21 protein-coding genes are annotated in these 19019 nt (G+C 63.1%); 9 read left to right on the top strand and 12 right to left on the bottom strand.

Going from position 1 to position 19019, the window contains the following annotated elements; all coding sequences use genetic code 11:
* Window positions 1–166: 166 nt before the first annotated feature.
* On the bottom strand, window positions 167–1165 hold the full coding sequence (locus AQUI_RS0104450) for a polyprenyl synthetase family protein (RefSeq protein ID WP_027256434.1): 999 nt from the start codon (window positions 1163–1165) through the stop codon (window positions 167–169).
* A 57-nt stretch (window positions 1166–1222) separates the two neighbouring features.
* Here AQUI_RS0104450 and AQUI_RS0104445 point away from each other — a divergent pair, with 57 nt between their 5' ends.
* From AQUI_RS0104445 to AQUI_RS29705, 3 genes are all read left to right on the top strand, one after another.
* Window positions 1223–1438, top strand: a complete 216-nt coding sequence (locus AQUI_RS0104445; RefSeq protein WP_027256433.1) for a putative signal transducing protein — start codon at window positions 1223–1225, stop codon at window positions 1436–1438.
* Window positions 1435–2202: a tRNA1(Val) (adenine(37)-N6)-methyltransferase gene (locus AQUI_RS0104440; protein ID WP_027256432.1), complete on the top strand. Its 768-nt coding sequence runs from the start codon at window positions 1435–1437 to the stop codon at window positions 2200–2202. Before AQUI_RS0104445 ends, AQUI_RS0104440 begins: the two co-directional genes overlap by 4 nt.
* 235 nt (window positions 2203–2437) lie before the next feature.
* Window positions 2438–2611: a YdcH family protein gene (locus tag AQUI_RS29705; protein ID WP_024088941.1), complete on the top strand. Its 174-nt coding sequence runs from the start codon at window positions 2438–2440 to the stop codon at window positions 2609–2611.
* Window positions 2612–2735: 124 nt separating this feature from the next.
* Here the strand turns inward: AQUI_RS29705 and yddG are convergent, their stop codons facing one another.
* Window positions 2736–3599, bottom strand: coding sequence for an aromatic amino acid exporter YddG (gene yddG, locus AQUI_RS0104430; protein ID WP_027256431.1), 864 nt, complete (start codon window positions 3597–3599; stop codon window positions 2736–2738).
* The gene (locus AQUI_RS0104425; protein WP_027256430.1) at window positions 3596–4543 is read right to left on the bottom strand and encodes a transcriptional regulator GcvA; all 948 of its coding nucleotides are present in this window, start codon (window positions 4541–4543) and stop codon (window positions 3596–3598) included. The genes yddG and AQUI_RS0104425 overlap by 4 nt, the downstream gene beginning before the upstream one ends.
* 112 nt (window positions 4544–4655) lie before the next feature.
* Here AQUI_RS0104425 and AQUI_RS31140 point away from each other — a divergent pair, with 112 nt between their 5' ends.
* Window positions 4656–4805 carry a hypothetical protein gene (locus tag AQUI_RS31140; RefSeq protein ID WP_169730773.1) on the top strand — a complete coding sequence of 50 codons (150 nt, stop codon included), beginning with the start codon at window positions 4656–4658 and terminating at the stop codon, window positions 4803–4805.
* Between the two features lie 107 nt (window positions 4806–4912).
* On the opposite strand, the gene phbB is transcribed toward AQUI_RS31140, so the two are convergent.
* The 8 genes from phbB to AQUI_RS0104380 form a co-directional block, all read right to left on the bottom strand.
* On the bottom strand, window positions 4913–5635 hold the full coding sequence (phbB, locus tag AQUI_RS0104415; protein WP_027256429.1) for an acetoacetyl-CoA reductase: 723 nt from the start codon (window positions 5633–5635) through the stop codon (window positions 4913–4915).
* Between the two features lie 188 nt (window positions 5636–5823).
* Window positions 5824–6999 (bottom strand): acetyl-CoA C-acetyltransferase, encoded by a 1176-nt coding sequence (locus AQUI_RS0104410; protein WP_027256428.1) that lies wholly within the window; start codon window positions 6997–6999, stop codon window positions 5824–5826.
* Between the two features lie 540 nt (window positions 7000–7539).
* A complete protein-coding gene (locus AQUI_RS0104405; protein ID WP_027256427.1) occupies window positions 7540–8379 on the bottom strand; it encodes an EAL domain-containing protein in 840 nt (279 codons plus the stop codon).
* A gap of 128 nt (window positions 8380–8507) precedes the next feature.
* The gene (locus AQUI_RS0104400; RefSeq protein ID WP_027256426.1) at window positions 8508–9440 is read right to left on the bottom strand and encodes a sterol desaturase family protein; all 933 of its coding nucleotides are present in this window, start codon (window positions 9438–9440) and stop codon (window positions 8508–8510) included.
* Window positions 9437–9835: a hypothetical protein gene (locus AQUI_RS0104395; protein WP_027256425.1), complete on the bottom strand. Its 399-nt coding sequence runs from the start codon at window positions 9833–9835 to the stop codon at window positions 9437–9439. Before AQUI_RS0104395 ends, AQUI_RS0104400 begins: the two co-directional genes overlap by 4 nt.
* Window positions 9836–9957: 122 nt before the next feature.
* The gene (locus tag AQUI_RS0104390) at window positions 9958–10299 is read right to left on the bottom strand and encodes a hypothetical protein (RefSeq protein ID WP_027256424.1); all 342 of its coding nucleotides are present in this window, start codon (window positions 10297–10299) and stop codon (window positions 9958–9960) included.
* Window positions 10300–10389: 90 nt separating this feature from the next.
* Window positions 10390–10644 (bottom strand): hypothetical protein, encoded by a 255-nt coding sequence (locus AQUI_RS27160; protein WP_035919797.1) that lies wholly within the window; start codon window positions 10642–10644, stop codon window positions 10390–10392.
* 170 nt (window positions 10645–10814) lie between these two features.
* Window positions 10815–11402: a TlpA disulfide reductase family protein gene (locus AQUI_RS0104380; RefSeq protein ID WP_211235994.1), complete on the bottom strand. Its 588-nt coding sequence runs from the start codon at window positions 11400–11402 to the stop codon at window positions 10815–10817.
* Between the two features lie 22 nt (window positions 11403–11424).
* Here AQUI_RS0104380 and argH point away from each other — a divergent pair, with 22 nt between their 5' ends.
* The 5 genes from argH to AQUI_RS0104350 all read left to right on the top strand — a co-directional run bounded on the left by argH (window position 11425) and on the right by AQUI_RS0104350 (window position 17840).
* Window positions 11425–12819: an argininosuccinate lyase gene (argH, locus tag AQUI_RS0104375; protein WP_027256422.1), complete on the top strand. Its 1395-nt coding sequence runs from the start codon at window positions 11425–11427 to the stop codon at window positions 12817–12819.
* A gap of 36 nt (window positions 12820–12855) precedes the next feature.
* Complete coding sequence (locus tag AQUI_RS31135; RefSeq protein ID WP_169730772.1) at window positions 12856–13032, top strand: hypothetical protein; 177 nt, start codon at window positions 12856–12858, stop codon at window positions 13030–13032.
* A gap of 91 nt (window positions 13033–13123) precedes the next feature.
* Window positions 13124–13276 carry a hypothetical protein gene (locus tag AQUI_RS29700; protein ID WP_169730771.1) on the top strand — a complete coding sequence of 51 codons (153 nt, stop codon included), beginning with the start codon at window positions 13124–13126 and terminating at the stop codon, window positions 13274–13276.
* Window positions 13277–13921: 645 nt separating this feature from the next.
* A complete protein-coding gene (gene lysA, locus AQUI_RS0104355; RefSeq protein ID WP_027256421.1) occupies window positions 13922–15187 on the top strand; it encodes a diaminopimelate decarboxylase in 1266 nt (421 codons plus the stop codon).
* A 37-nt stretch (window positions 15188–15224) separates the two neighbouring features.
* Window positions 15225–17840 (top strand): TIGR02302 family protein, encoded by a 2616-nt coding sequence (locus AQUI_RS0104350; RefSeq protein WP_035919795.1) that lies wholly within the window; start codon window positions 15225–15227, stop codon window positions 17838–17840.
* Window positions 17841–17905: 65 nt separating this feature from the next.
* Here AQUI_RS0104350 and AQUI_RS0104345 read toward each other — a convergent pair whose 3' ends face one another.
* Window positions 17906–18847, bottom strand: coding sequence for a zinc-ribbon domain-containing protein (locus AQUI_RS0104345; protein WP_027256419.1), 942 nt, complete (start codon window positions 18845–18847; stop codon window positions 17906–17908).
* Window positions 18848–19019: the final 172 nt, after the last annotated feature.

Genomic DNA, 19019 nt, shown 5'->3' with positions numbered 1-19019 from the left:
AGTACGGGCACTCCCGCCTGCAGCGCGGCGCATCAAAGATGCTTGCCCGCCGTTGGGCGCGGCGCCGCGCGGGCGCACAGCGCGGTGCCGCTCTGCCGCTTCTTTCTGCTCCTAAATACCTCCGGGGGGGCGGAATGGCCGAGGGGGCAGCCCCCCCTTTACCCGGTCAGCTCAGCCGCGAAACCACATAGTCGGCCAGATCGCGCAGCATGGTACGGATCTCGTGATCGGGCAGGGCGTCAAGTGCTGCCCTCGCCTTCGCCGCCCAGGTATTTGCATCCGCGCGGGTGGCCTCCAACGTGCCGTATTTTGCCATCAGCGCCAGTGCCTGCTCCAGGTCGCCGTCCTGCTGCTTGCCCTTCTCGATGGTGCGGGTCCAGAACGCGCGCTCTTCATCCGTGGCCTGCGCCACCGCCTTGATCACCGGCAGGGTCAGCTTGCGTTCGCGGAAGTCGTCGCCGACGTTCTTGCCGGTGGCCTTGCTGTCGCCCTGATAGTCCAAAAGGTCATCAGCAATCTGAAAGGCAATCCCCAGCGCGTCGCCATAGTCAAACAGCGCCTTCACCTGCGCTTCCGATGCGCCGGCAATCACCCCACCGACTTCGGTTGCCGCCGAAAACAGCGCCGCGGTCTTGCCGCGCACCACTTGCAGATAAATATCCTCGCCTGTCTTAAGGTTCGACGCCGCCGTCATCTGCAGCACCTCGCCCTCGGCAATGGTTGCCGAGGCATTGGCCAGGATGTCCAGCACACGCAACGAGCCGGTCTCCACCATCAGCTGGAAGCTGCGGGCAAACAGATAATCCCCCACCAGAACCGAGCTTTTGTTGTCCCACAGCAGGTTCGCGGTGGGCCGCCCGCGCCGCTGGGCGCTTTCATCAACCACGTCGTCATGCAGCAGGGTGGCGGTGTGGATGAACTCCACCGTGGCCGCCAGCTTCAGGTGATGATCGCCCTCGTAGCCGCACATCCGGGCTGCGGCCAGCGTCAGCATCGGCCGCAGGCGCTTGCCGCCGGCCTCGACCAGATGCGCCGTCACCTCGGGTATGCGCGGCGCATGCTGCGATGCCATCCGGGTCCGGATCAGCACATTCACAGCATCCAGCTCTTGGCTCAGCGTGGCGGCCAGCATTTCATGCGGCTTCCTGGTCATCACTTGGTCCATCACTTTCCCGCTCGCAAGGCTCGACAAGGCCGGGGCCTTGCCCTTAGATCCAATCTCATGAAAGAGCTTCTGCGCAGCACCGATCCGACGATCATGGCCTTTGCCTCCGCCCTTCTTGAGGGTGAGGATATAGACTGCTTTCAAATGGACGTAAATATGAGCATCCTGGAAGGCGGGATCGGAATTTTCCCGCGCCGCCTGATGGTGCGAACCGATGACTACGAGGATGCGCTGGTGGTGATGCGCGACAATGAAATCCCGCTGGGCCAATGAACGCATTTGCGGAAGACGCGCTGAGCTGCAACGGGGTTCTTGGCGGCAGAGTGCAGCTGTGGCAGCCCGCTAAGGGCTACCGCGCAGGGGTTGACCCGGTTCTTCTGGCGGCAGCGGTTCCTGCACGGGCTGGGGAGGCGGTGCTGGAGCTGGGGTGCGGTGCCGGTCAGGCCTTGCTGTGCCTTGCGGCGCGGGTGCCGGATCTGCATTTGGCGGGGATTGAGCTGCAGCCGCCCTATGCGGAACTGGCCCGGCGAAACGCGGTGGAGAATGGTCAGGCTATAGAGGTGTTCGAGGCCGATCTTTCCGCGCTGCCGCAGGTGCTGAAACAGCGCCAGTTCCAGCATGTGATCGCCAATCCGCCCTACTACAAACCGGGTGCCCATAGTTTGGCGCGCGATGCCGGCAGACAGGTCGCTCTGGGGGAGGGCACGCCGCTGGCAGACTGGATCACAACCGCTGCCCGCCGTCTGGCACCCAAAGGTTATCTGCATATGATCCAGCGGGCGGACCGGCTGCCGGATATGTTGGCGGCCTGCAGCGGCTGCCTCGGCTCTATGGAAGTGCTGCCGCTGGCGCCCCGCGCAGACCGCGCCGCGGAACTGGTGATCCTGCGCGCGCGCAAAGGCGGCCGGGCGGATTTCCGGCTGTTTGCGCCGCTGATTCTGCATGAGGGCGCCAAACACGAACGGGACGGAGACAGCTACCGGCCGCAAATCCGGGCTGTTTTGCGCGACGGGGCGGCTTTGTCCTGGCCGGGATAAGCCGGACCGCCGAGAGGCGCAAACTTAGGTGCAGTGCGCTGAGGTTTCAACCCTTGCGAACATGATGCAATCGATATTCTGCCGGAATGCGCCGCCGCCTGCGGTAAAATGCGCGGCGCATGGCCGATATGAAAATTTCATGACAAAAATACTGCGGCTGCGGCGTGACAGACGTAAAAACTTGTGGTCCACTCCTTGGTGTCAAACACATCTAGCTCAAAGAAGGAGGGTTGCCATGAGCCTTAGCTCGCATCTGACCGAACTTAAGAAGAAGCACGAGCATCTGAGCATGGAAGTGGAACAGGCCCAACGATCGCCCAGTACCGACGGACTGGAAATCGCGTCAATGAAAAAGCAAAAGCTCAAGCTGAAAGAAGAGATTGAGCGCCTGACGACCGAACTGGTCTGAAGAGTTCCCGCCGGGACGATCCCGGCAACACGGTTCGGAGGGCCTGCCCGGTGCGGCGGCCCTCTTTTCATTTTCTGAGATTGCTATTCATTGTGCCAGCCATCATTGATGGTCAAATTTCAAGTCAGCCGCGGGCACTGGCCCGTGCCGCAATCAGCGCCCCGCCGGTAATCAGCGCCGCCGCCAGTGCCAGCCCCCATGAAGCCGCCGCGATGCCCGCCAGCACCAGGACAAGCGTCGACAGCAAAGGCGCCGCATAAGAACTGGTGCCGAGCATCTGAATGTCGCCCTGCTTGACGCCAATGTCCCAGACATAAAACGCCAGCCCCACAGGCCCGAGGCCCAGCAGCAGGGTTGAAACCCAGCCCAGCGTGCCCGCAGGCCAAACCGTCTCCTCCAGCGCGAAATGCAGCCCCCACGAGGCCACGGCGGTGGCCAGGCAGAAAACAGCAACCGAGCTGGTCGGTGCCTTGCCCACCAGCCGCGACAGTACCGAATAGCCCGACCAGGTCAGCGCGCAAAGCAGCGCCAGGCCGTAACCGGGCAGATACTGCGCCCGAAACCCTTCACCGCCTCCCGAGATAATGGCCGCCGCCCCGGCAAACCCCAGTGCCGCGCCGGCAAGATGCCCCGCTTTCAGCTTCTCACCGGGCAACAGACCGGAAAACAGCACAATCAACAGGGGCCACAGATAGGCGATCAGCCCGGCCTCTGCTGCCGGTGCAAGCCGCAGCGCCGAGAAGTACAGCGCGTGGTAGCCGAACAGCCCCAGGGTGCCGAAGATATAGACCCGCAGCGGCACATGGCGCAGGTGTTTGAGCTTGCCTGCGGCGGCGGTCCAGATCATCCCCAGCGTGCCGCCGATGGTGAAACACAGCGCATTCAGCAGCAGCGGTGGCGTTGGTTCGGACCCCACGGTCAGCACCGCCAGCAGTGCCCATAGCAGCACAGCGATAAAGCCGATGGCGGTCGCGCGGGTCTTGGTCATGGCGGCGGGATGTCCTCGACAGGAATGATCTCAAAAGCCTCCGAGACGTAGGCGGTTTTATCAATCTCGGCAACAAACCAGTCCCGGAATGCTGCGATCTGCGGCCGCGTCTCGGTGCCGGGCGCGCAAAGAAACCGGAAATGCGCCTTGGTCTCAATTGCGGTCTTGAACGGGGCCACCAGCCGGCCTGCGTGCAGATCGGTGACCGCCATGCCACGCCGCCCCAAGGCCACGCCGGCCCCCGCGGCAGCGGCGTCAATCGCATGGTCAGCCTGCGAGAAATGCGACCCATGCGTCGGTGTGAAATCAATGCCTTGAGTGCGGAACCATGCGGGCCAATCGCAGGGCGGGTCCAGAAAATCTATGGATTCGTCAAAGATCAATGGCGCCTCCATCAGGCTTTCGGGTGAGGTGTACTGCTCTGCCAGCTCTGGAGACATCACCGGCGTCACCCATTCCGGCGGCACCCGCAGCACATAATACCCTTCATCCGGGCCATAGCCGAACCGGATCGCCACATCGACGTCATCGCGGACAAAGTCCAGCATCCGCAGGGTGGCCGAAAACCGCAGGTCGATCTCGGGATGGGCGCGTGCAAATTCATACAGCCGCGGCGCCAGCCATTTCGCCGTCAGCCCCGGCCCGGCTGTTATTGTCAGCGTGGTGTTGTCCTGCAGCCGCCGCACCGAACGCCAGGCGGCGGTCAGCGCCTCGAACCCTTCCGCCGCTCCGGGGGCCAGAGCCTTGCCCGCCTCGGTCAGTTCCACCGCGCGGTTCAGGCGGCGGAACAGCGGCTGGCCCAGATGCTCCTCCAGCGACTTGATCTGAAACGACAGTGCAGCGGGGGTCACGTTCAGCTCTTCCGCCGCTTTGGCAAAAGACATGTGGCGGGCAGCGGCATCAAAGGCGCGCAGAGCGGTGAGGGGCGGTAGGCGGTCAGACATTTCACACAAGTACAGCTTAACTGAACCTCTGCAAAGTCTCGTTTGTGCGTTTGACGGAACGTCCTCATATTGAATGCAGGTAAAGGATACTGATCCGAAAAGGAGGCCGAAGATGCTGGAATACTCTGCTGATGCCGCCGTGAAGTCTGCCATGGCCCGTGCCCATGCCGAACGCGGTCAGGTGCTGAAACAGGCCTGGACCTGGCTGTTTGGCGCGCGGCCTGTGCCAGCCCTTCGTCCCAAGGTTTCCCGCTGGGCCTGAGCGCGCTCTGATTTCAGAAAAAGGCACTTACGGGATAGAAAAGGGCCGGTCCATCAGGACCGGCCCTTGCCGTTTCTTCCGATACGAAAGATCAGAGGAAGACCCGTTTAGACAAAGAACTGTGCGCCGTTGGCCGATATGGTCGAGCCGTTAATGAAGCCCGATTCGTCGGAGGCCAGGAAGGCCACGCAACGGGCGATCTCTTCCGGCTCACCCAGACGGCCGGCCGGGATCTGGCCAATGATGGACTCGCGCACTTTTTCCGGAACCGCCATCACCATTTCGGTGGCGATATAGCCGGGGCAGATAGCGTTGGCGGTGATGCCTGCGCGCGCGCCTTCCTGGGCCAGCGATTTCACGATACCCAGATCGCCCGCCTTGGTCGCAGCATAGTTCACCTGGGCGAATTGGCCCTTCTGGCCGTTGATCGAGGAGATTACGACAACGCGGCCGAACTTGCGCTCGCGCATGCCGGGCCAGATCGGGTGAACGGTGTTGAACACGCCGGTCAGGTTGGTGTCGATCACTTCCTGCCACTGCTGCGGCGTCATCTTGTGGAACGGCGCGTCGCGGGTGATGCCGGCATTGGCCACCACGATGTCGATCGGGCCCAGGTCCGCTTCGACCTTGGCAATGCCGGCGGCGCTGTCTTCATAGCTGCCAACATTCCACTTATAGGTCTTAATGCCGGTTTCGTCGGTAAACTTTGCCGCGGCTTCGTCATTGCCGGCGTAAGTGGCGGCGACATTGCAGCCCTGCGCCTTCAGCGCTTGGGAAATTGCTGCGCCGATGCCGCGGGAACCGCCGGTGACGAGTGCAGTACGTGCCATTCAAGAATCCTCCAGTATTAGTCTCTTGGTAATCTTGCTACAGTTTTCATTTTGCGGGCGCAACAATATTGCGTGGTGATCTTGCTGCGATGCCGCGAGAAAATTGTCGCACCCATAGTATATACTTGTTTTGTAAAAGAAAAAGGACGCCGCAGGGGCGTCCTTCACTTTTTGCGGTTTTGTGCCCGTTACGGGCGTTCAACGCACAGGGCAACGCCCATGCCGCCGCCGATGCACAGGGTCGCCAGGCCTTTTTTGGCACCGCGGCGTTTCATTTCGAACAGGAGCGTGTTCAGCACCCGGCAGCCCGAGGCGCCGATCGGGTGGCCGATGGCAATGGCGCCGCCGTTCACGTTCACAATCGACGGATCCCAGCCCATGTCCTTGTTCACCGCACAGGCCTGGGCGGCAAAGGCTTCGTTGGCTTCGACCAGGTCCAGGTCGCCTACGGCCCAGCCGGCCTTTTCCAGCGCTTTGCGCGAGGCATAGATCGGGCCGACGCCCATGATCGAGGGATCCAGGCCTGCAGTGGCATAAGACGCGATGCGGGCTAGTGGCTCGATGCCGCGCTTTTCGGCTTCATCGGCGCTCATCAGCAGCGTGGCGGCGGCGCCGTCGTTCAGGCCCGAGGCGTTGGCGGCGGTGACGGACCCGTCCTTGGCAAAGGCCGGACGCAGTTTCTGCATGGCTTCCATGGTGGCGCCGTGACGGATGTATTCGTCCTGATCCACCACAATGTCGCCCTTGCGGTGCTTGACGGTGAAGGCGGCGATTTCATCTGCGAACTTGCCGGCTTTTTGTGCCGCTTCCGCCTTGTTCTGCGAAGCAACAGCAAACTCGTCCTGCATCTCGCGGGAAATCTGCCACTGCTCGGCCACGTTCTCCGCGGTCTGGCCCATGTGGTAGCCGTTGAAAGCGTCCCACAAACCATCGCGGATCATGGTGTCGATGTACTTCATGTCACCCATCTTCTGGCCCGCCCGCAGATGCGCGGCATGGGGGGAGAGGGTCATGTTTTCCTGGCCGCCGGCGGCCACAATAGAGGCGTCGCCCAGCATGATGTGCTGCGCACCCAGTGCAACGGCGCGCAGGCCCGAGCCGCAAACCTGGTTGAGGCCCCAGGCGGCGCTCTCCTGCGGCAGGCCTGCATTGATATGGGCCTGACGGGCCGGGTTCTGGCCCTGGGCGGCGGTCAGAACCTGGCCGAGAATAGTTTCCGATACTTCGGATTTGTCCACACCGGCCCGCTCCACCACGGCCTCCAGAACGGCTGCGCCGAGATCGTGGGCAGGGGTGCTGGCGAATGAGCCGCCAAAGGAGCCGACGGCGGTGCGCGCGGCGGATGCGATTACAACATTGGTCATTGATTTGGGTCCTCTGCCATCAATTCAGGTCTTCCGGGGGGCCTCTGCGTGCCAGATGTGAAATCGAGCGCGCAAGAATCTTCCCCGTATCCTCCGGGTGCCGACATAATCTATTGCTGCACGTGCAGCAATTGACAGGGTGTCTCAGGGGGGGCAGCAGAGTCAACCGCCAGAAACGCACTGCGGCACAGGATTCGCGTCAGCCGGACGAGATCTTTCCGCAAAGCAGCGAAACGTCACGCAAATGGCATCACCAACCTGGCCTTGAGAATACAGAAATTGCAGGGCTGTCAGGACAGGGATAATCTAGGCCAGGGGCAATCAAGCCTGAGGCAATGATGTGAGTACGATCGGGACAGCGCGCTATGACGTTGCCCGCCAAGGCTGCGGGTTCGCGGCGCCTCCGCCTGGCTGGGCAGACAGGCGTCCTGTCCCTAACTGCACCCTAATAGATCCGTGCCCTGCGAAGGGGGCGTCCTGTGATCATTTTGGCCAGCCTGATTTCCGCGATCATCAGCGGTATCGGTTCCGCTGGCGCGCTCAACTTGCCTCCCGGCGCTGCTTCATGTTCTCAATCCAGGGCGGCGAGACGGAAGGGGCGCCAAACAGGTAGCCTTGCAGGCAATCAACTCCGTTTTCTACCAGAAACTCCGCATCCTCCTGGCTTTCCACCGATTCCGCGACAGTGAACATATCGAATTGCTTGGCGATGCCGACCAGAGCGCGCACAACGGACTGGTTGTCATGACTGACGTGAATACCGCGCACGAATTGGCCGTCGATCTTGACCGCGTCGAAGAAGAACTGGCGGAAATGGCCGATCGCGGTGGTGCTGGCGCCGAAATTGTCGAGCGCAAAGGCGATCCCGTGCTGCTGCATCCGCCCCATGAAGTCTGTGACCAGTTCCGGCGCCGCCATGGCTGAGGCTTCGCTGATTTCCAGAACCAGCCGTTCACCCAGCTTCGCGTCGCGTTTCAGGAACCGGTCCAGCACCTTGGACCAGCGCTGATAGCCGATGGAGCGGGCCGACATGTTCACAGACAAGCGGATCTGCGGGTATTTATCCAGCGCCCGCAATCCATGCTGCAGGGCCAGGCAGTCCATCTCGCGGCCGATTTCCTTGTCCTCGACCACATGCATGAATTCGCGGGCGGGAATCACCCGGCCGGTCGGATCCAGCACCCGGATGTAACCCTCGTAGAACGCCACCCCATGCGGCGCCATGGCCTGCATGATGGGCTGATAGGCCAGCACGGTCTGATTGTGGCGCACCGCATCTGCAACCATGTCCAGCGTAGAGCGGTCGCGGCCGATTACCGCCGCGTTCAGCGGGTTTTCAGAGCCTTCAGGTAAATCTGCATTGTCGAGGGGTATGTTCATGTGCTGCTGGGACCCTGTTCCGGCAAAGTTGTGACACAGTATGATGCTCCCGGCAGTTTCACGCAAAAGGGTTGAAGCGGAATTAAAGTTCGAATTTGAATGATGTTCTGGTTGAGGGTGATTGTGCCTTAGTTGCCAAAGCCGGGAGTGCCCGCGTCCTCGGGGTGGCGTGCGAGATGGTCTGCCTTGATCCCGGCTGAGGTGCTGCGGCTGCCATCGTGGCTGTAGCCCGGCGGTGCAAGAGCATAAAGCAACCGCTGTTTCCAGGTCAGGCCGGGCCGGGCCATGTCCTTGAAAATGCCCGCCCATTCATGAAAGGCCACCCGCAGCGGATTGAAGCTGGCGATGTTGTGCACCAGGCCGAAATCGGGGCGGTCGTGATCCTGCTCGGGAACAAATGTGCCGAACATCCTGTCCCAGAGGATGAACACGCCGGCGTAGTTGCAATCCAGGTAGCGCGCATTGCGGCCGTGATGCGCGCGGTGGTGGCTGGGGGTGTTCATTACCGCCTCAAACCAGCGCGGCAGCCGGGTGATGGCCTCGGTGTGGATCCAGAACTGGTAGATCAGGTTCAGCCCGCCGCAAAACAGCACCAGCGCCGGGTGAAACCCCAGCAGCACCATCGGCGCCTTCACGATCATTATAAAGGTAAAGGTGCCGGTCCAGGTCTGCCGCAGCGCGGTGGTCAGGTTATAATGCTGGCTGGAATGGTGGTTCACATGGCTGGCCCAGACCCAGCGCACCCGGTGGCCCAAGCGGTGCACCCAGTAATAGCGCAGATCGTCCAGCACAAAACACACCAGCACGGCCCAAAGAGAAGTGCCCATGTCCAGCGGCGTGATCTGCCAAAGCAGCATCAGGAGCCCCCAGGCGACAAAGCCCAGCAGCAGCCCTTCGGCAACGCTGCCCGCGCCCATGATCAGCGAGGTGACGGCATCGCGCGTCTCATACCGCCCGCCGCGTTTCTTCAGGGCGATCCACAGGAGTTCGGCCAGAATGGCGGCGATGAAGAACGGCACCGCCAGCTGGGTCACGTCAGGATAGGATATCTGTCCGGTCATGCGGCCTCCTCGGCGGCGGCGATCAGCGCCTGCCAGTGTTCGCGCTCGGCGCTTGTCAGTGCCAGAGTCAGGCCCGGAGCGCTGAAGTCGTTGAAGTCAAACTGCAAACCGGCCGAAACCGGGGACACAGCCGCGCCGTTCAGATGCCGGGCCACGGTATCGGCGCCAAAGGACCAAACCAGGCCCGCGCCGCTTTGGGCTGCGATCAGCGCGGCATGGCCGTCTGCCGCGGGCCGCACTTGGCGGATACTGTCGCCGGGGCAATGCCGCAGCCAAGCATCGCGCGCACTGGCTTGTGTCAGCACGGTGCGTTCTGACCGTCCCGTCAGATGCAGAATTGCGGCAATTGCGGATATCCCGCCCGCAACCAGGGCCAGCAGCAGTTCAAGCGGCATTGTCTCCTCCCGCAAGTTAGACTGGCGGGCGGGCTGACAGCTGTCAAAGGTGGCGTGGGGTCAAGCGGATCTTGCCCGGCCGGCAGGGCAGGGACTGTGAGCCGCCCGCGGGCGGGTCTTGCCTAAACCGCCGCTGCTGCGCGTTTCGGTGGTGCCAGGACTTGCATTTGCACCACTTGCTCGACAAAGGGCACCAGCCCTTCGGGCCCCGACGTGCGGTCCTTCAGATGGATGCAGACATCGGGTCTGAGCGCGGCAATGATGCCAATCAGGTCGCCGCGGATCTGATCGTCCAGGCCGGCCCCCATGATTACGCATTCGATGCGCGGTTCCGTTTCCAGCTGGCGCACCACTTCGGGCTGATCATGCGCGCCCAGCCATTGGATTGGCAGATGATCCAGCTCCTCTGCGACATTTCCGATCACATGCGGCAGCTTGCCAATCAGTAACACAACAGGTTTCATTTCACTCTCCACCCTATGCCAGGGCGCCTCTTCGGGCCGTCCCTCGGTTTACAGGTAGTGCAAAATCCTGCCGGGTCAGGGGAAGCGTTGTCAGAATGAGTAGGTGATAGCCCTGCCTTTACCCTTGTCACGAGTGAAGGTCACCGTGTTGCCGTCCACCGAAACGGACAGACAATTCTCAGGCAGCTGTTTTTGCCCAATAAAGACATTTCTGCAGAAAAAGCGCTTGTTCCAAACCCAGGCGCCAACGATCTTCTCGCCTTTGGGAGAAACGCCCGTCAGTTTTCCGTCCGCGCTGGCGAGAACCCAATGATCACCAGCGACAAGTTTCTTGCAGACGATCATGGTTAAGAAGTCTTTTTTGCTTCTTGATGGCTCCAGCGCTCACGGGCGCGGCGGCTGCGATGCAGAGTGCTGCGGCACATGCAGTCAGATGCGGGATTTTCATGGGGGGTCCCTCCCGGTATACTTGTAAACAGAACGCCGGGAGAGTCTGCCAGATCAGGCTGCTTCTTTCAATTGGAGGCTGCGGCGCTGTCCGTTTGCTCGCCAATCATCGCCTGAACAATCGCCTTGGCGCTGTCCGAGTTCCACTCGGCATCGCCCAGCAGCCGCGCCACTTCCTTGCCGTCGCGGTCCAGGAGCACCGTGATCGGCAGGCCGATCACCGCCATCTCGCGGGCCAGGGCCTGTTTCGGGTCCTGGTGACGGGGCAGGTTGCTGATGCCGTTCTCGTCAAAGAACTTCTGGATGCCCGCGGGCGAATTGCGCCCGGTGGCAATGGTTAGCACCTCGAAATCTTCGCCGCCGAACTCCTCCTGCAGCTCGGAAAGCTGCGGCATTTCCTTGCGGCAAGGGGCACACCAGGTGGCCCAGAAGTTCAAGAGAACCACTTTGCCCTTGTAGTCTTCCAGGCTGGCGGTGCCGGCGCCGTCGGCCAGCTCAAACGCGGTTGCGGACACATCCCGCGGCTCGGAATGCACGACCAGGCGCCGGAGGCTGTCTTCTCGCAGGGCCTCCAGCTGTGCCTGATCCGCCGCAGCCGCGGCATTTGCACCCAAGGCGAGGGCCATATAAAGGGAAAGCTGACGAAACAGACGCATTTTATCTCCGGGGTTCCACACCATGACAGATCAATCCTCGAACCAGATGTGGGGCGGCCGCTTTGCCGCAGGTCCCGACGCGATCATGGAGGCGATCAATGCCTCGATCGGGTTCGACAAGCGGATGGCAGCACAGGACATCGCAGGCTCAAGGGCCCATGCGGCAATGTTGGCCGCAGCAGGCGTTATTACGGATAATGATGCCGAAGCCATTCGGGAAGGGCTGCTCACCGTTTTGTCAGAGATCGAGGGCGGAACCTTCCAGTTTTCGACGGCACTTGAAGACATCCACATGAATGTGGAAGCCCGCCTGAAGGAAATCATCGGAGAGCCCGCAGGCCGTTTGCACACGGGCCGCTCGCGCAATGATCAGGTGGCGACCGATTTCAAACTCTGGGTGCGTGACCAGCTGGATGCGGCTGAATCGGGTCTCTTGGCGCTGATCCGCGCGCTTCTGTCACAGGCTGAGGCGGGGGCGGATTGGGTGATGCCGGGCTTTACCCACCTGCAGACCGCGCAGCCAGTGACCTGGGGCCATCACATGATGGCCTATGTGGAGATGTTCGGCCGTGATCTGTCCCGGGTCCGCGATGCGCGGGCGCGGATGAACGAATCGCCGCTGGGCGCGGCGGCGCTGGCGGGCACCTCCTTCCCGATCGACCGCGAGATGACCGCAAAGGCGCTGGGCTTTGACCGCCCGGCGGCAAATTCGCTGGACGCAGTGTCGGATCGCGATTTTGCGCTGGAGTTCCTGTCCGTGGCTTCGATCAGCGCCGTGCACCTGTCCCGTTTTGCCGAAGAGCTGGTGATTTGGTCCTCGGCTCAGTTCCGTTTTGTCACCCTGTCCGATCGGTTCTCCACCGGTTCGTCCATTATGCCACAGAAGAAGAACCCCGACGCGGCCGAACTGATCCGCGCCAAGGTGGGCCGGATCTTTGGCGCCAACACCGCGTTGATGATGGTGATGAAGGGGCTGCCGCTGGCCTATTCCAAGGACATGCAGGAAGACAAGGAACAGGTCTTTGACGCGGCCGACAACTGGATGCTGGCGCTGGCGGCGATGGAAGGCATGGTCAAGGATATGACCGGCAACCGCGAGAGCCTGGCGGCGGCGGCAGGCTCGGGCTTTTCCACCGCCACCGACCTGGCAGACTGGATGGTCAGGGTGTTGAAGGTGCCGTTCCGCGATGCCCACCATGTGACCGGCACGCTTGTGGCCATGGCCGAAAGCCGCGGCTGTGATTTGCCGGACCTTTCGCTTGCAGACATGCAGGGTGTTCACGAAGGTATCACGGACGACATCTTCTCTGTGCTTGGCGTTGAGAATTCAGTAAACTCGCGCATGTCTTATGGCGGCACCGCGCCCGCGCAAGTGCGCGCGCAGGTCGCCCGCTGGAGGGAGATCCTGGCGGGCTGAGACCGCAGGGGCTGGGCAGCAGCAAGGAGGCTGAACATGCGTAATTTGGGTTTTGCTTTGTTCGGGCTGGCGGTTCTCACCGCCTGCGGCGTGGACGGCGAGCCGGTGCAGCCGACACTGAACGCCGGTGTCGGCATCGGTGACAGCGGGGTCCACGTGGGCGGCGCTGTCGGGCTGCATAAGGGGCCGGTCAGCGTCTTCCTGGGGTTCTAGACGCCTGCGCCCTTGACGCTCCAGTGTTGAAACACCACTTCGGAGCCGCCTCTGCAAGCTGCCGGGGCGGTTTTTACTTGGGGATATTGCGATGAAAGCTGCCGTTGTTTTTCTGGCCCTCTTTGGCCTTGCGGCCTGCGATGCCGCCGCGCCGGCGGCCAATCCGCCGCAAAAACATGAACCTGCCGAAACCGGTGTCTCGGTGTCCGGATATGGGCGGGTCGGGGTGTCCCATACTTTTTAGAAATGCAGTATTCTGCAGCCCGGGCTTGCGCCCCGTCCGGTTGCTGTCTGCTGCTGTCCGTTCTGTATCTGATGCGCTGAACTTCAGTGGTTAGGAATGGCGGCGGCTCCAAGAGGCGGAGGCGGGACGGGAGGTTCCTCCCGCATTCTAAACGTTGTCTCTGCGTGCCCTCGCCAAAGAGCCCTGTTCCATAATGCCGGGGATGCCAGGCCCGGTGGCGATCGCGATCAAGCAGGATCATGGCAGAGCGGGTTTAAAATGCGGTGAGGCAAGCGCGCGCCGGATGCGCAACGCCTTGGCGTTGCATCCCGGTGCTGCGGTTGCGCAGTGAGTATTTTGAGAACGATGAAGAGGCGGACTCGCGTTTCATCTTTTTTCAAATACTCGAAACCTGCCGCTGGCCCAGCCCGGGACGCTAGCCGGGTCATGGCGGGGCTGGCAGGGAGGTCTTCCGGTACCGCCGTTTTGCGGCCCTCGACCGGCCAGTGGAGCAAGACGGCCCCGCCGCGCTAGCGCGGCGCCCGGCCCAACCGGCGCGGGCGCATCTTTGATGCGTCTGCGGTGGGCGGGAGCGCTGCTTTGTTTCGGCCGCGGCCCGGGCGGAATCATTTGATCCATCTGCCCCTTTTGCCCTAAACGCGGCACATGGATCATTTTCTCTACCGCGACGGCGCGCTTTTCGCCGAAGACGTTCCCATCTCCGAGATCGCCGCGGCGGTGGGCACTCCGTTTTACGTCTACTCGACCGCCACTCTGCTGCGCCACTTCCGGCTGTTCGACGAGGCGCTTGAGGGCACTGAACACCTGGTCTGCTATGCGATGAAGGCGGCGTCCAACCAGGCGATCCTCAGGACCCTGGCGCAGGCCGGCGCGGGCATGGATGTGGTGAGCCAGGGCGAATACCTGCGCGCCAAGGCGGCAGGGGTCCCGGGAGACAAGATCGTCTTTTCCGGCGTCGGCAAGACAGCAGAGGAAATCCGCGTGGCGCTGAGCGGTGGCATCCGCCAGTTCAACGTCGAATCCGAACCAGAGATAGAAGTGATCAGCGCCGTGGCGCAGGAGCTGGGCACCGTGGCGCCGGTCACCATCCGGGTGAACCCGGATGTGGACGCCAAGACCCACGCCAAGATCGCCACCGGTAAATCCGAGAACAAATTCGGTATCCCGATTGCCCGCGCGCGTGAGGTCTATGCCCGCGCCGCGGCCCTGCCCGGGCTGGACGTGGTGGGGATCGACGTCCATATCGGCTCGCAGCTGACCGACCTGGAGCCGTTCCGGCTGGCCTACCAAAAGGTGGCGGAGCTGACCGAGATCCTGCGCGGCGAAGGCCATGATATCCGCCGTCTGGATCTGGGCGGCGGTCTGGGCATTCCTTACGAGCGTTCCAACACCGCGCCGCCCTTGCCGGTGGAATACGGCAAGATGGTCAAGGAGACGCTGGGTCATCTGGGCTGCGAAATCGAGATCGAGCCGGGGCGGCTGATTGCTGGCAATGCGGGCCAGCTGGTGTCCAAGGTGATCTATGTGAAATCGGGCGAGGGCCGTGATTTCCTGATCCTGGATGCGGCGATGAACGATCTGATCCGCCCGGCGATGTATGAGGCGCATCACGATATCGTGCCAGTGCAGGAGCCTGCGCCAGGTGTTGAGAGCCAGCCCTATGACATCGTCGGCCCGGTCTGTGAGACCGGCGACACCTTTGCCAAGCAGCGCGATCTGGCGCCGCTGGCGGCGGGGGATCTGGTCTCCTTCCGCAGCGCCGGTGCCTATGGCGCGGTGATGGCCAGCGAGTATAACTCGCGGCCTTTGATCCCCGAAGTGCTTGTGCATGGGGATCAATTTACGGTTATTCGCCGGCGGCCGGACTATGAAGAGATGATAAACCGCGATACCATTCCGGAGTGGCTCTGACGCGATCCGGCGCGGGCCATCAGATCGTGAGGCCCGTATGTCCCTGTTCCGCCGAGATGACCGGCAGGCTGATCCGGTCCTGAAGCGCCTGCGCTGGCCTGTGCTGCTGACGCAGTCCGGACTTGTGGCCGAACGCGCGATGCGGGCCTTCTGGCCGCTGGCCTCGGTGCTGATGGCGGCGCAGGCGGCGCTGATGCTCGGTCTGCATCTGCTGCTGCCGGAAACAGCGGTTTGGACCGGTGCAATCGTTATTGTTGTGGCTGCCGCAGCTGCCGCAGGCTGGGGTGTCTGGGGGTTCCGCTGGCCCGCCCGGGGCGAGGCTTTGGCACGTCTGGACGAAACCCTGCCGGGGCGGCCGGTTTCAGCGATGCTGGACACCCAGGCCGTCGGGGCAGAGGATGCCGCATCGATCGCCTTGTGGAACGCGCATCAGCGCCGGATGGCTGAGGCCGCGGCACGGGCGCGGGCGCCTGCACCGGATCTGAACGTTGCCGCAGCGGACCCTTATGCGCTGCGATACGTTGCGGGGCTGTTTCTGGCGGTGGCGCTGTTGTTCGGGTCGATCTGGCAAGCAGTTTCGATCAAGGAGCTGGGAGCGGATGGCACAGCCGCCCTCAACGGTCCGGCCTGGGAAGGCTGGGCAGAGCCGCCTGCCTATACCCGCCTGCCGGTTCTGTATCTGAACGATCAGGCCGGGGGCATCTTGAAACTGCCGGAAGGCAGCCGCGTCACGCTGCGGTTTTACGGCGAGGCGGGGGCGCTCAATCTGTCGCAGAGCGTCACAGGACAAAGCGCAGAACTGCCGCCGGACTTGGACGATGCGATCGAATTCGACGTTACTCGCAGCGGCTCCGTCTCAATCGATGGCCCCGGCGGACGCAGCTGGCAGGTGAAGGTGGTCCCGGACCATGCGCCCAAGGTGGCGGTTGCCGGCCAGCCGGAGCTGGAGAACGACGGCTATACGACGCTGGCCTTTGCGGCCCGCGATGACTATGGCGTCGCCGCGGGCCAGGTCCGGATTGCACTGGACCTGGCTGCAGTAGAGCGCCGCCACGGGCTGGCCGCAGACCCCGACCCGCGTGAGGCGCTGGTGCTGGACCTGCCGCTGCCGCTGTCCGGTTCGCGCAAGGAGTTCACTGAAAAGCTGATCGAGGATTTTGCCCGGCACCCTTGGGCCAACCTGCCGGTGGTGTTCACGTTCTCGGCGGTGGATGAGGCCGGGCAGTCCGCGGCGGCTGCCGGCTTTGGCACCGAACTTGTCACCCGCCGTTTCTTTGATCCGCTGGCGGCTGCGGTGATCGAACAGCGCCGGGATTTGTTGTGGGCGCGCGCCAATGCGCCGCGGGTGGCGCAGATCCTGCGCACCCTGTCGCACCGCCCCGAAGGCCTGTTCCGCGACTATGGCGATTACCTGCGGCTGCGCACCATCCTGCGGCGATTGGAAAGCTATACTGTGCAGGGCAGCCTCGCGGAGCTGCAGCAAGCAGAAATCACTGCGGCGCTTTGGGATCTTGCGATCCAGCTGGAAGAGGGCGACGTGGGCGACGCGCTGGAGCGGATGCAGCGGGCGCAGGAGCGGCTGAGCCAGGCCATGCGCGATGGCGCCAGCGATCAGGAAATCGCCCAATTGATGCAGGAGCTGCGCGAGGCGACCCAGGACTATATGCGCCAGCTGAGCCGGCAGGCAGAGGCGAATGGCGAGGTGATGGAGCCGGGCGAGATGCCCGAGGATATGATGACCCTCAGCCAGGATGACCTGCAGGCGATGATGGACCGTATTCAGGAGCTGATGGAGCAAGGCCGTATGGCCGAAGCCGAGCAGGCGCTGCGCGAGTTTCAGGAAATGATGGAAAATATGCAGATGACCCGCTCTCAGCAGGGGCAAGGCAGCAACGAGGGCCGGGAGGCGATGGAGGGGTTGGGGGAAACCCTGCGGGAACAGCAAGGGCTGTCGGATCAGGCATTCCGTGACCTGCAGGAACAGTTCAATCCCGGAGCCCGCAGCGGCGAGAGCCAGGGCAACGAAGGACGTGACGGCGGTCTGGGCCGCGGCCAGAGCCATCAGGGCGGGCAGGGCGGCGACAGCGGCCAGGACGGGCAGGGCAGCGATGGTGCCAACAGCCGCAATCCCGAAGGTTCCGGCCCCGATGGCCGCGAGCAGCAGGGTGCGGGCGGTTCGCTTGCAGATCGCCAGCAGGCCCTGCGCCGGCAATTGCAGCGCCAGCAGGAGGGGTTGCCCTATCTGGATGGCGAGGCCGGCGATGCCGCCCGCGAAGCGCTGGACCGGGCCGGCCGGGCGATGGAGGGCGCAGAAGATGCGCTGCGCGGCGGTGATATGGCCGAAGCAATTGATCAGCAGTCAGAGGCCATGGAAGCGCTGCGCGAAGGCATGCGCAACCTGGGCGAAGCGCTGGCGCAGCGCGAAGACAGCCAGCGCAATGGCCAGGGGCAGCCTTCGGCCACGGCACGGGGCGAGCGGCTGGACCCGCTGGGCCGCAGCAACGGATCGGTAGATGATGGCGGGAAGGTGGGAGACGGCAATGCCTACCGCCGCGCCTGGAATCTGCTGGAGGATATCCGCCGCCGGGCAGGAGAGCGTGAACGCAGCGAGCGGGAGCGCAATTACCTTCAACGGCTGCTGGACAGGTTCTGAAGCCCGGCTGCCAGCGGCAACCGGATATCTGAAACTTCAGGACAATGGATGGAGCCGGGATGGTGCTACTGGGCGCTGGTAAGGGATCTGATCTGGCCATCCAGCCAGAACCGCGCCTGATCCACCCAACCGACATAGCTGCTGAGTGCCGGATCCGCCTGCGGCAGTTTTTCCGAGATCAGCGGCGCGTTGTCATAAACCATGACCAGCACCAGCGCGGCAATCACCGACAGCGAAAACCCGCGGGCGAAGCTGCTTTTGCGCTGCACCGGCGGCTCTTCCGAGGCCGCCTGCGGTGCAGGGGCTGCACTGCCTGCAGAGCGCAAAGTCGAATTGATTTCCTCGATATCTGGCAGCAATTCCTTGCGCGAACCGGTTTCAGCAGCGGCTAGCTGGCGCGGGTCTTCGCCACGGATTCGGGCCATCCTGTCGCGGGCTTGGCGGCTGCGGCGGGCGGCCTCGTCCTCGGGTGTTGCGGCGTCCTCCAGCCCCAAATCAGGTTGCGTTTCCAGGCTGTGTCCCTCTGCCGCCCGCAATGAGGCTTCGCGTTCGGCTTCTTCGCGCAGGATATCGGACAAGGCGGGATCCAGGGCACGTGTTCGCTGCGGCGCTGTTGCCGCCGCGAGTTCGTCGTCAGCGCCCCCGGTTTCGTCAGCGTCAGGCTGGCCGTCCGGATCAACGTCCTCGCTGCTCTCTCGCGGTCCAGCTGCGGGTTCTGGCAGGCCTTGCGGCGCGGAGGCAGCGCCTGGGGGGGCGTCCGGGGTTCCAGCAGGGACGTCCTTCGGCATGTCCGGCTCAGGGATGTCTTCTGCCGCTGGCGAAGGTGCAGTTTCGATTTCAGCCGCGTCGGGTGTTTCGACCTCGGCAGCACGTGCTGCAACAGCCCCCGCAGCCGCCTGAAACCAGGTCTGGCCGCAATTGGAACACTGCACATCCCGGCCTTCGTCTGGGATCACATCCTCGGGCACTTCGTACTGGGCTGCACAATTCGGGCAGGTCAGGCGCATCATGCTCTCCTCGGCACCATCCCGCCGGCCGGCAGGCGGCAGGTTGTTTTTCAAGGGATTATATGCGGCCTGGCGGTCCGGTGAAAGAGTCAATTGCCGTAGCTGCCTCAGCCCGGCGGCGGCGGGGGTTTCCCGGCAACAGAGCCCCATTGAAACTGCCGGCCCCATGGGG

This window comes from Leisingera aquimarina DSM 24565, assembly GCF_000473165.1.
In the GTDB taxonomy this organism is placed as follows: Bacteria; Pseudomonadota; Alphaproteobacteria; order Rhodobacterales; family Rhodobacteraceae; genus Leisingera; species Leisingera aquimarina.
The sequence above is the reverse complement of the archived record's forward strand: the minus strand, read 5'-3'. Positions and strand labels throughout refer to the sequence as shown.

What these genes read in the sequence shown, in the direction of transcription:
- AQUI_RS0104450 (WP_027256434.1), bottom strand. Translation starts at nt 1,165, where the DNA reads ATGGACCAAGTGATGACCAGGAAGCCGCATGAAATGCTGGCCGCCACG.
- AQUI_RS0104390 (WP_027256424.1), bottom strand. Translation starts at nt 10,299, where the DNA reads ATGAAACCTGTTGTGTTACTGATTGGCAAGCTGCCGCATGTGATCGGA.
- AQUI_RS0104410 (WP_027256428.1), bottom strand. Translation starts at nt 6,999, where the DNA reads ATGACCAATGTTGTAATCGCATCCGCCGCGCGCACCGCCGTCGGCTCC.
- argH (WP_027256422.1), top strand. Translation starts at nt 11,425, where the DNA reads ATGACAGATCAATCCTCGAACCAGATGTGGGGCGGCCGCTTTGCCGCA.
- AQUI_RS29705 (WP_024088941.1), top strand. Translation starts at nt 2,438, where the DNA reads ATGAGCCTTAGCTCGCATCTGACCGAACTTAAGAAGAAGCACGAGCAT.
- AQUI_RS0104380 (WP_211235994.1), bottom strand. Translation starts at nt 11,402, where the DNA reads ATGCGTCTGTTTCGTCAGCTTTCCCTTTATATGGCCCTCGCCTTGGGT.
- AQUI_RS31140 (WP_169730773.1), top strand. Translation starts at nt 4,656, where the DNA reads ATGCTGGAATACTCTGCTGATGCCGCCGTGAAGTCTGCCATGGCCCGT.
- AQUI_RS0104400 (WP_027256426.1), bottom strand. Translation starts at nt 9,440, where the DNA reads ATGACCGGACAGATATCCTATCCTGACGTGACCCAGCTGGCGGTGCCG.
- AQUI_RS31135 (WP_169730772.1), top strand. Translation starts at nt 12,856, where the DNA reads ATGCGTAATTTGGGTTTTGCTTTGTTCGGGCTGGCGGTTCTCACCGCC.
- AQUI_RS27160 (WP_035919797.1), bottom strand. Translation starts at nt 10,644, where the DNA reads ATGATCGTCTGCAAGAAACTTGTCGCTGGTGATCATTGGGTTCTCGCC.
- AQUI_RS0104395 (WP_027256425.1), bottom strand. Translation starts at nt 9,835, where the DNA reads ATGCCGCTTGAACTGCTGCTGGCCCTGGTTGCGGGCGGGATATCCGCA.
- yddG (WP_027256431.1), bottom strand. Translation starts at nt 3,599, where the DNA reads ATGACCAAGACCCGCGCGACCGCCATCGGCTTTATCGCTGTGCTGCTA.
- AQUI_RS0104440 (WP_027256432.1), top strand. Translation starts at nt 1,435, where the DNA reads ATGAACGCATTTGCGGAAGACGCGCTGAGCTGCAACGGGGTTCTTGGC.
- AQUI_RS0104405 (WP_027256427.1), bottom strand. Translation starts at nt 8,379, where the DNA reads ATGAACATACCCCTCGACAATGCAGATTTACCTGAAGGCTCTGAAAAC.
- AQUI_RS0104350 (WP_035919795.1), top strand. Translation starts at nt 15,225, where the DNA reads ATGTCCCTGTTCCGCCGAGATGACCGGCAGGCTGATCCGGTCCTGAAG.
- AQUI_RS0104445 (WP_027256433.1), top strand. Translation starts at nt 1,223, where the DNA reads ATGAAAGAGCTTCTGCGCAGCACCGATCCGACGATCATGGCCTTTGCC.
- AQUI_RS29700 (WP_169730771.1), top strand. Translation starts at nt 13,124, where the DNA reads ATGAAAGCTGCCGTTGTTTTTCTGGCCCTCTTTGGCCTTGCGGCCTGC.
- lysA (WP_027256421.1), top strand. Translation starts at nt 13,922, where the DNA reads ATGGATCATTTTCTCTACCGCGACGGCGCGCTTTTCGCCGAAGACGTT.
- phbB (WP_027256429.1), bottom strand. Translation starts at nt 5,635, where the DNA reads ATGGCACGTACTGCACTCGTCACCGGCGGTTCCCGCGGCATCGGCGCA.
- AQUI_RS0104425 (WP_027256430.1), bottom strand. Translation starts at nt 4,543, where the DNA reads ATGTCTGACCGCCTACCGCCCCTCACCGCTCTGCGCGCCTTTGATGCC.
- AQUI_RS0104345 (WP_027256419.1), bottom strand. Translation starts at nt 18,847, where the DNA reads ATGCGCCTGACCTGCCCGAATTGTGCAGCCCAGTACGAAGTGCCCGAG.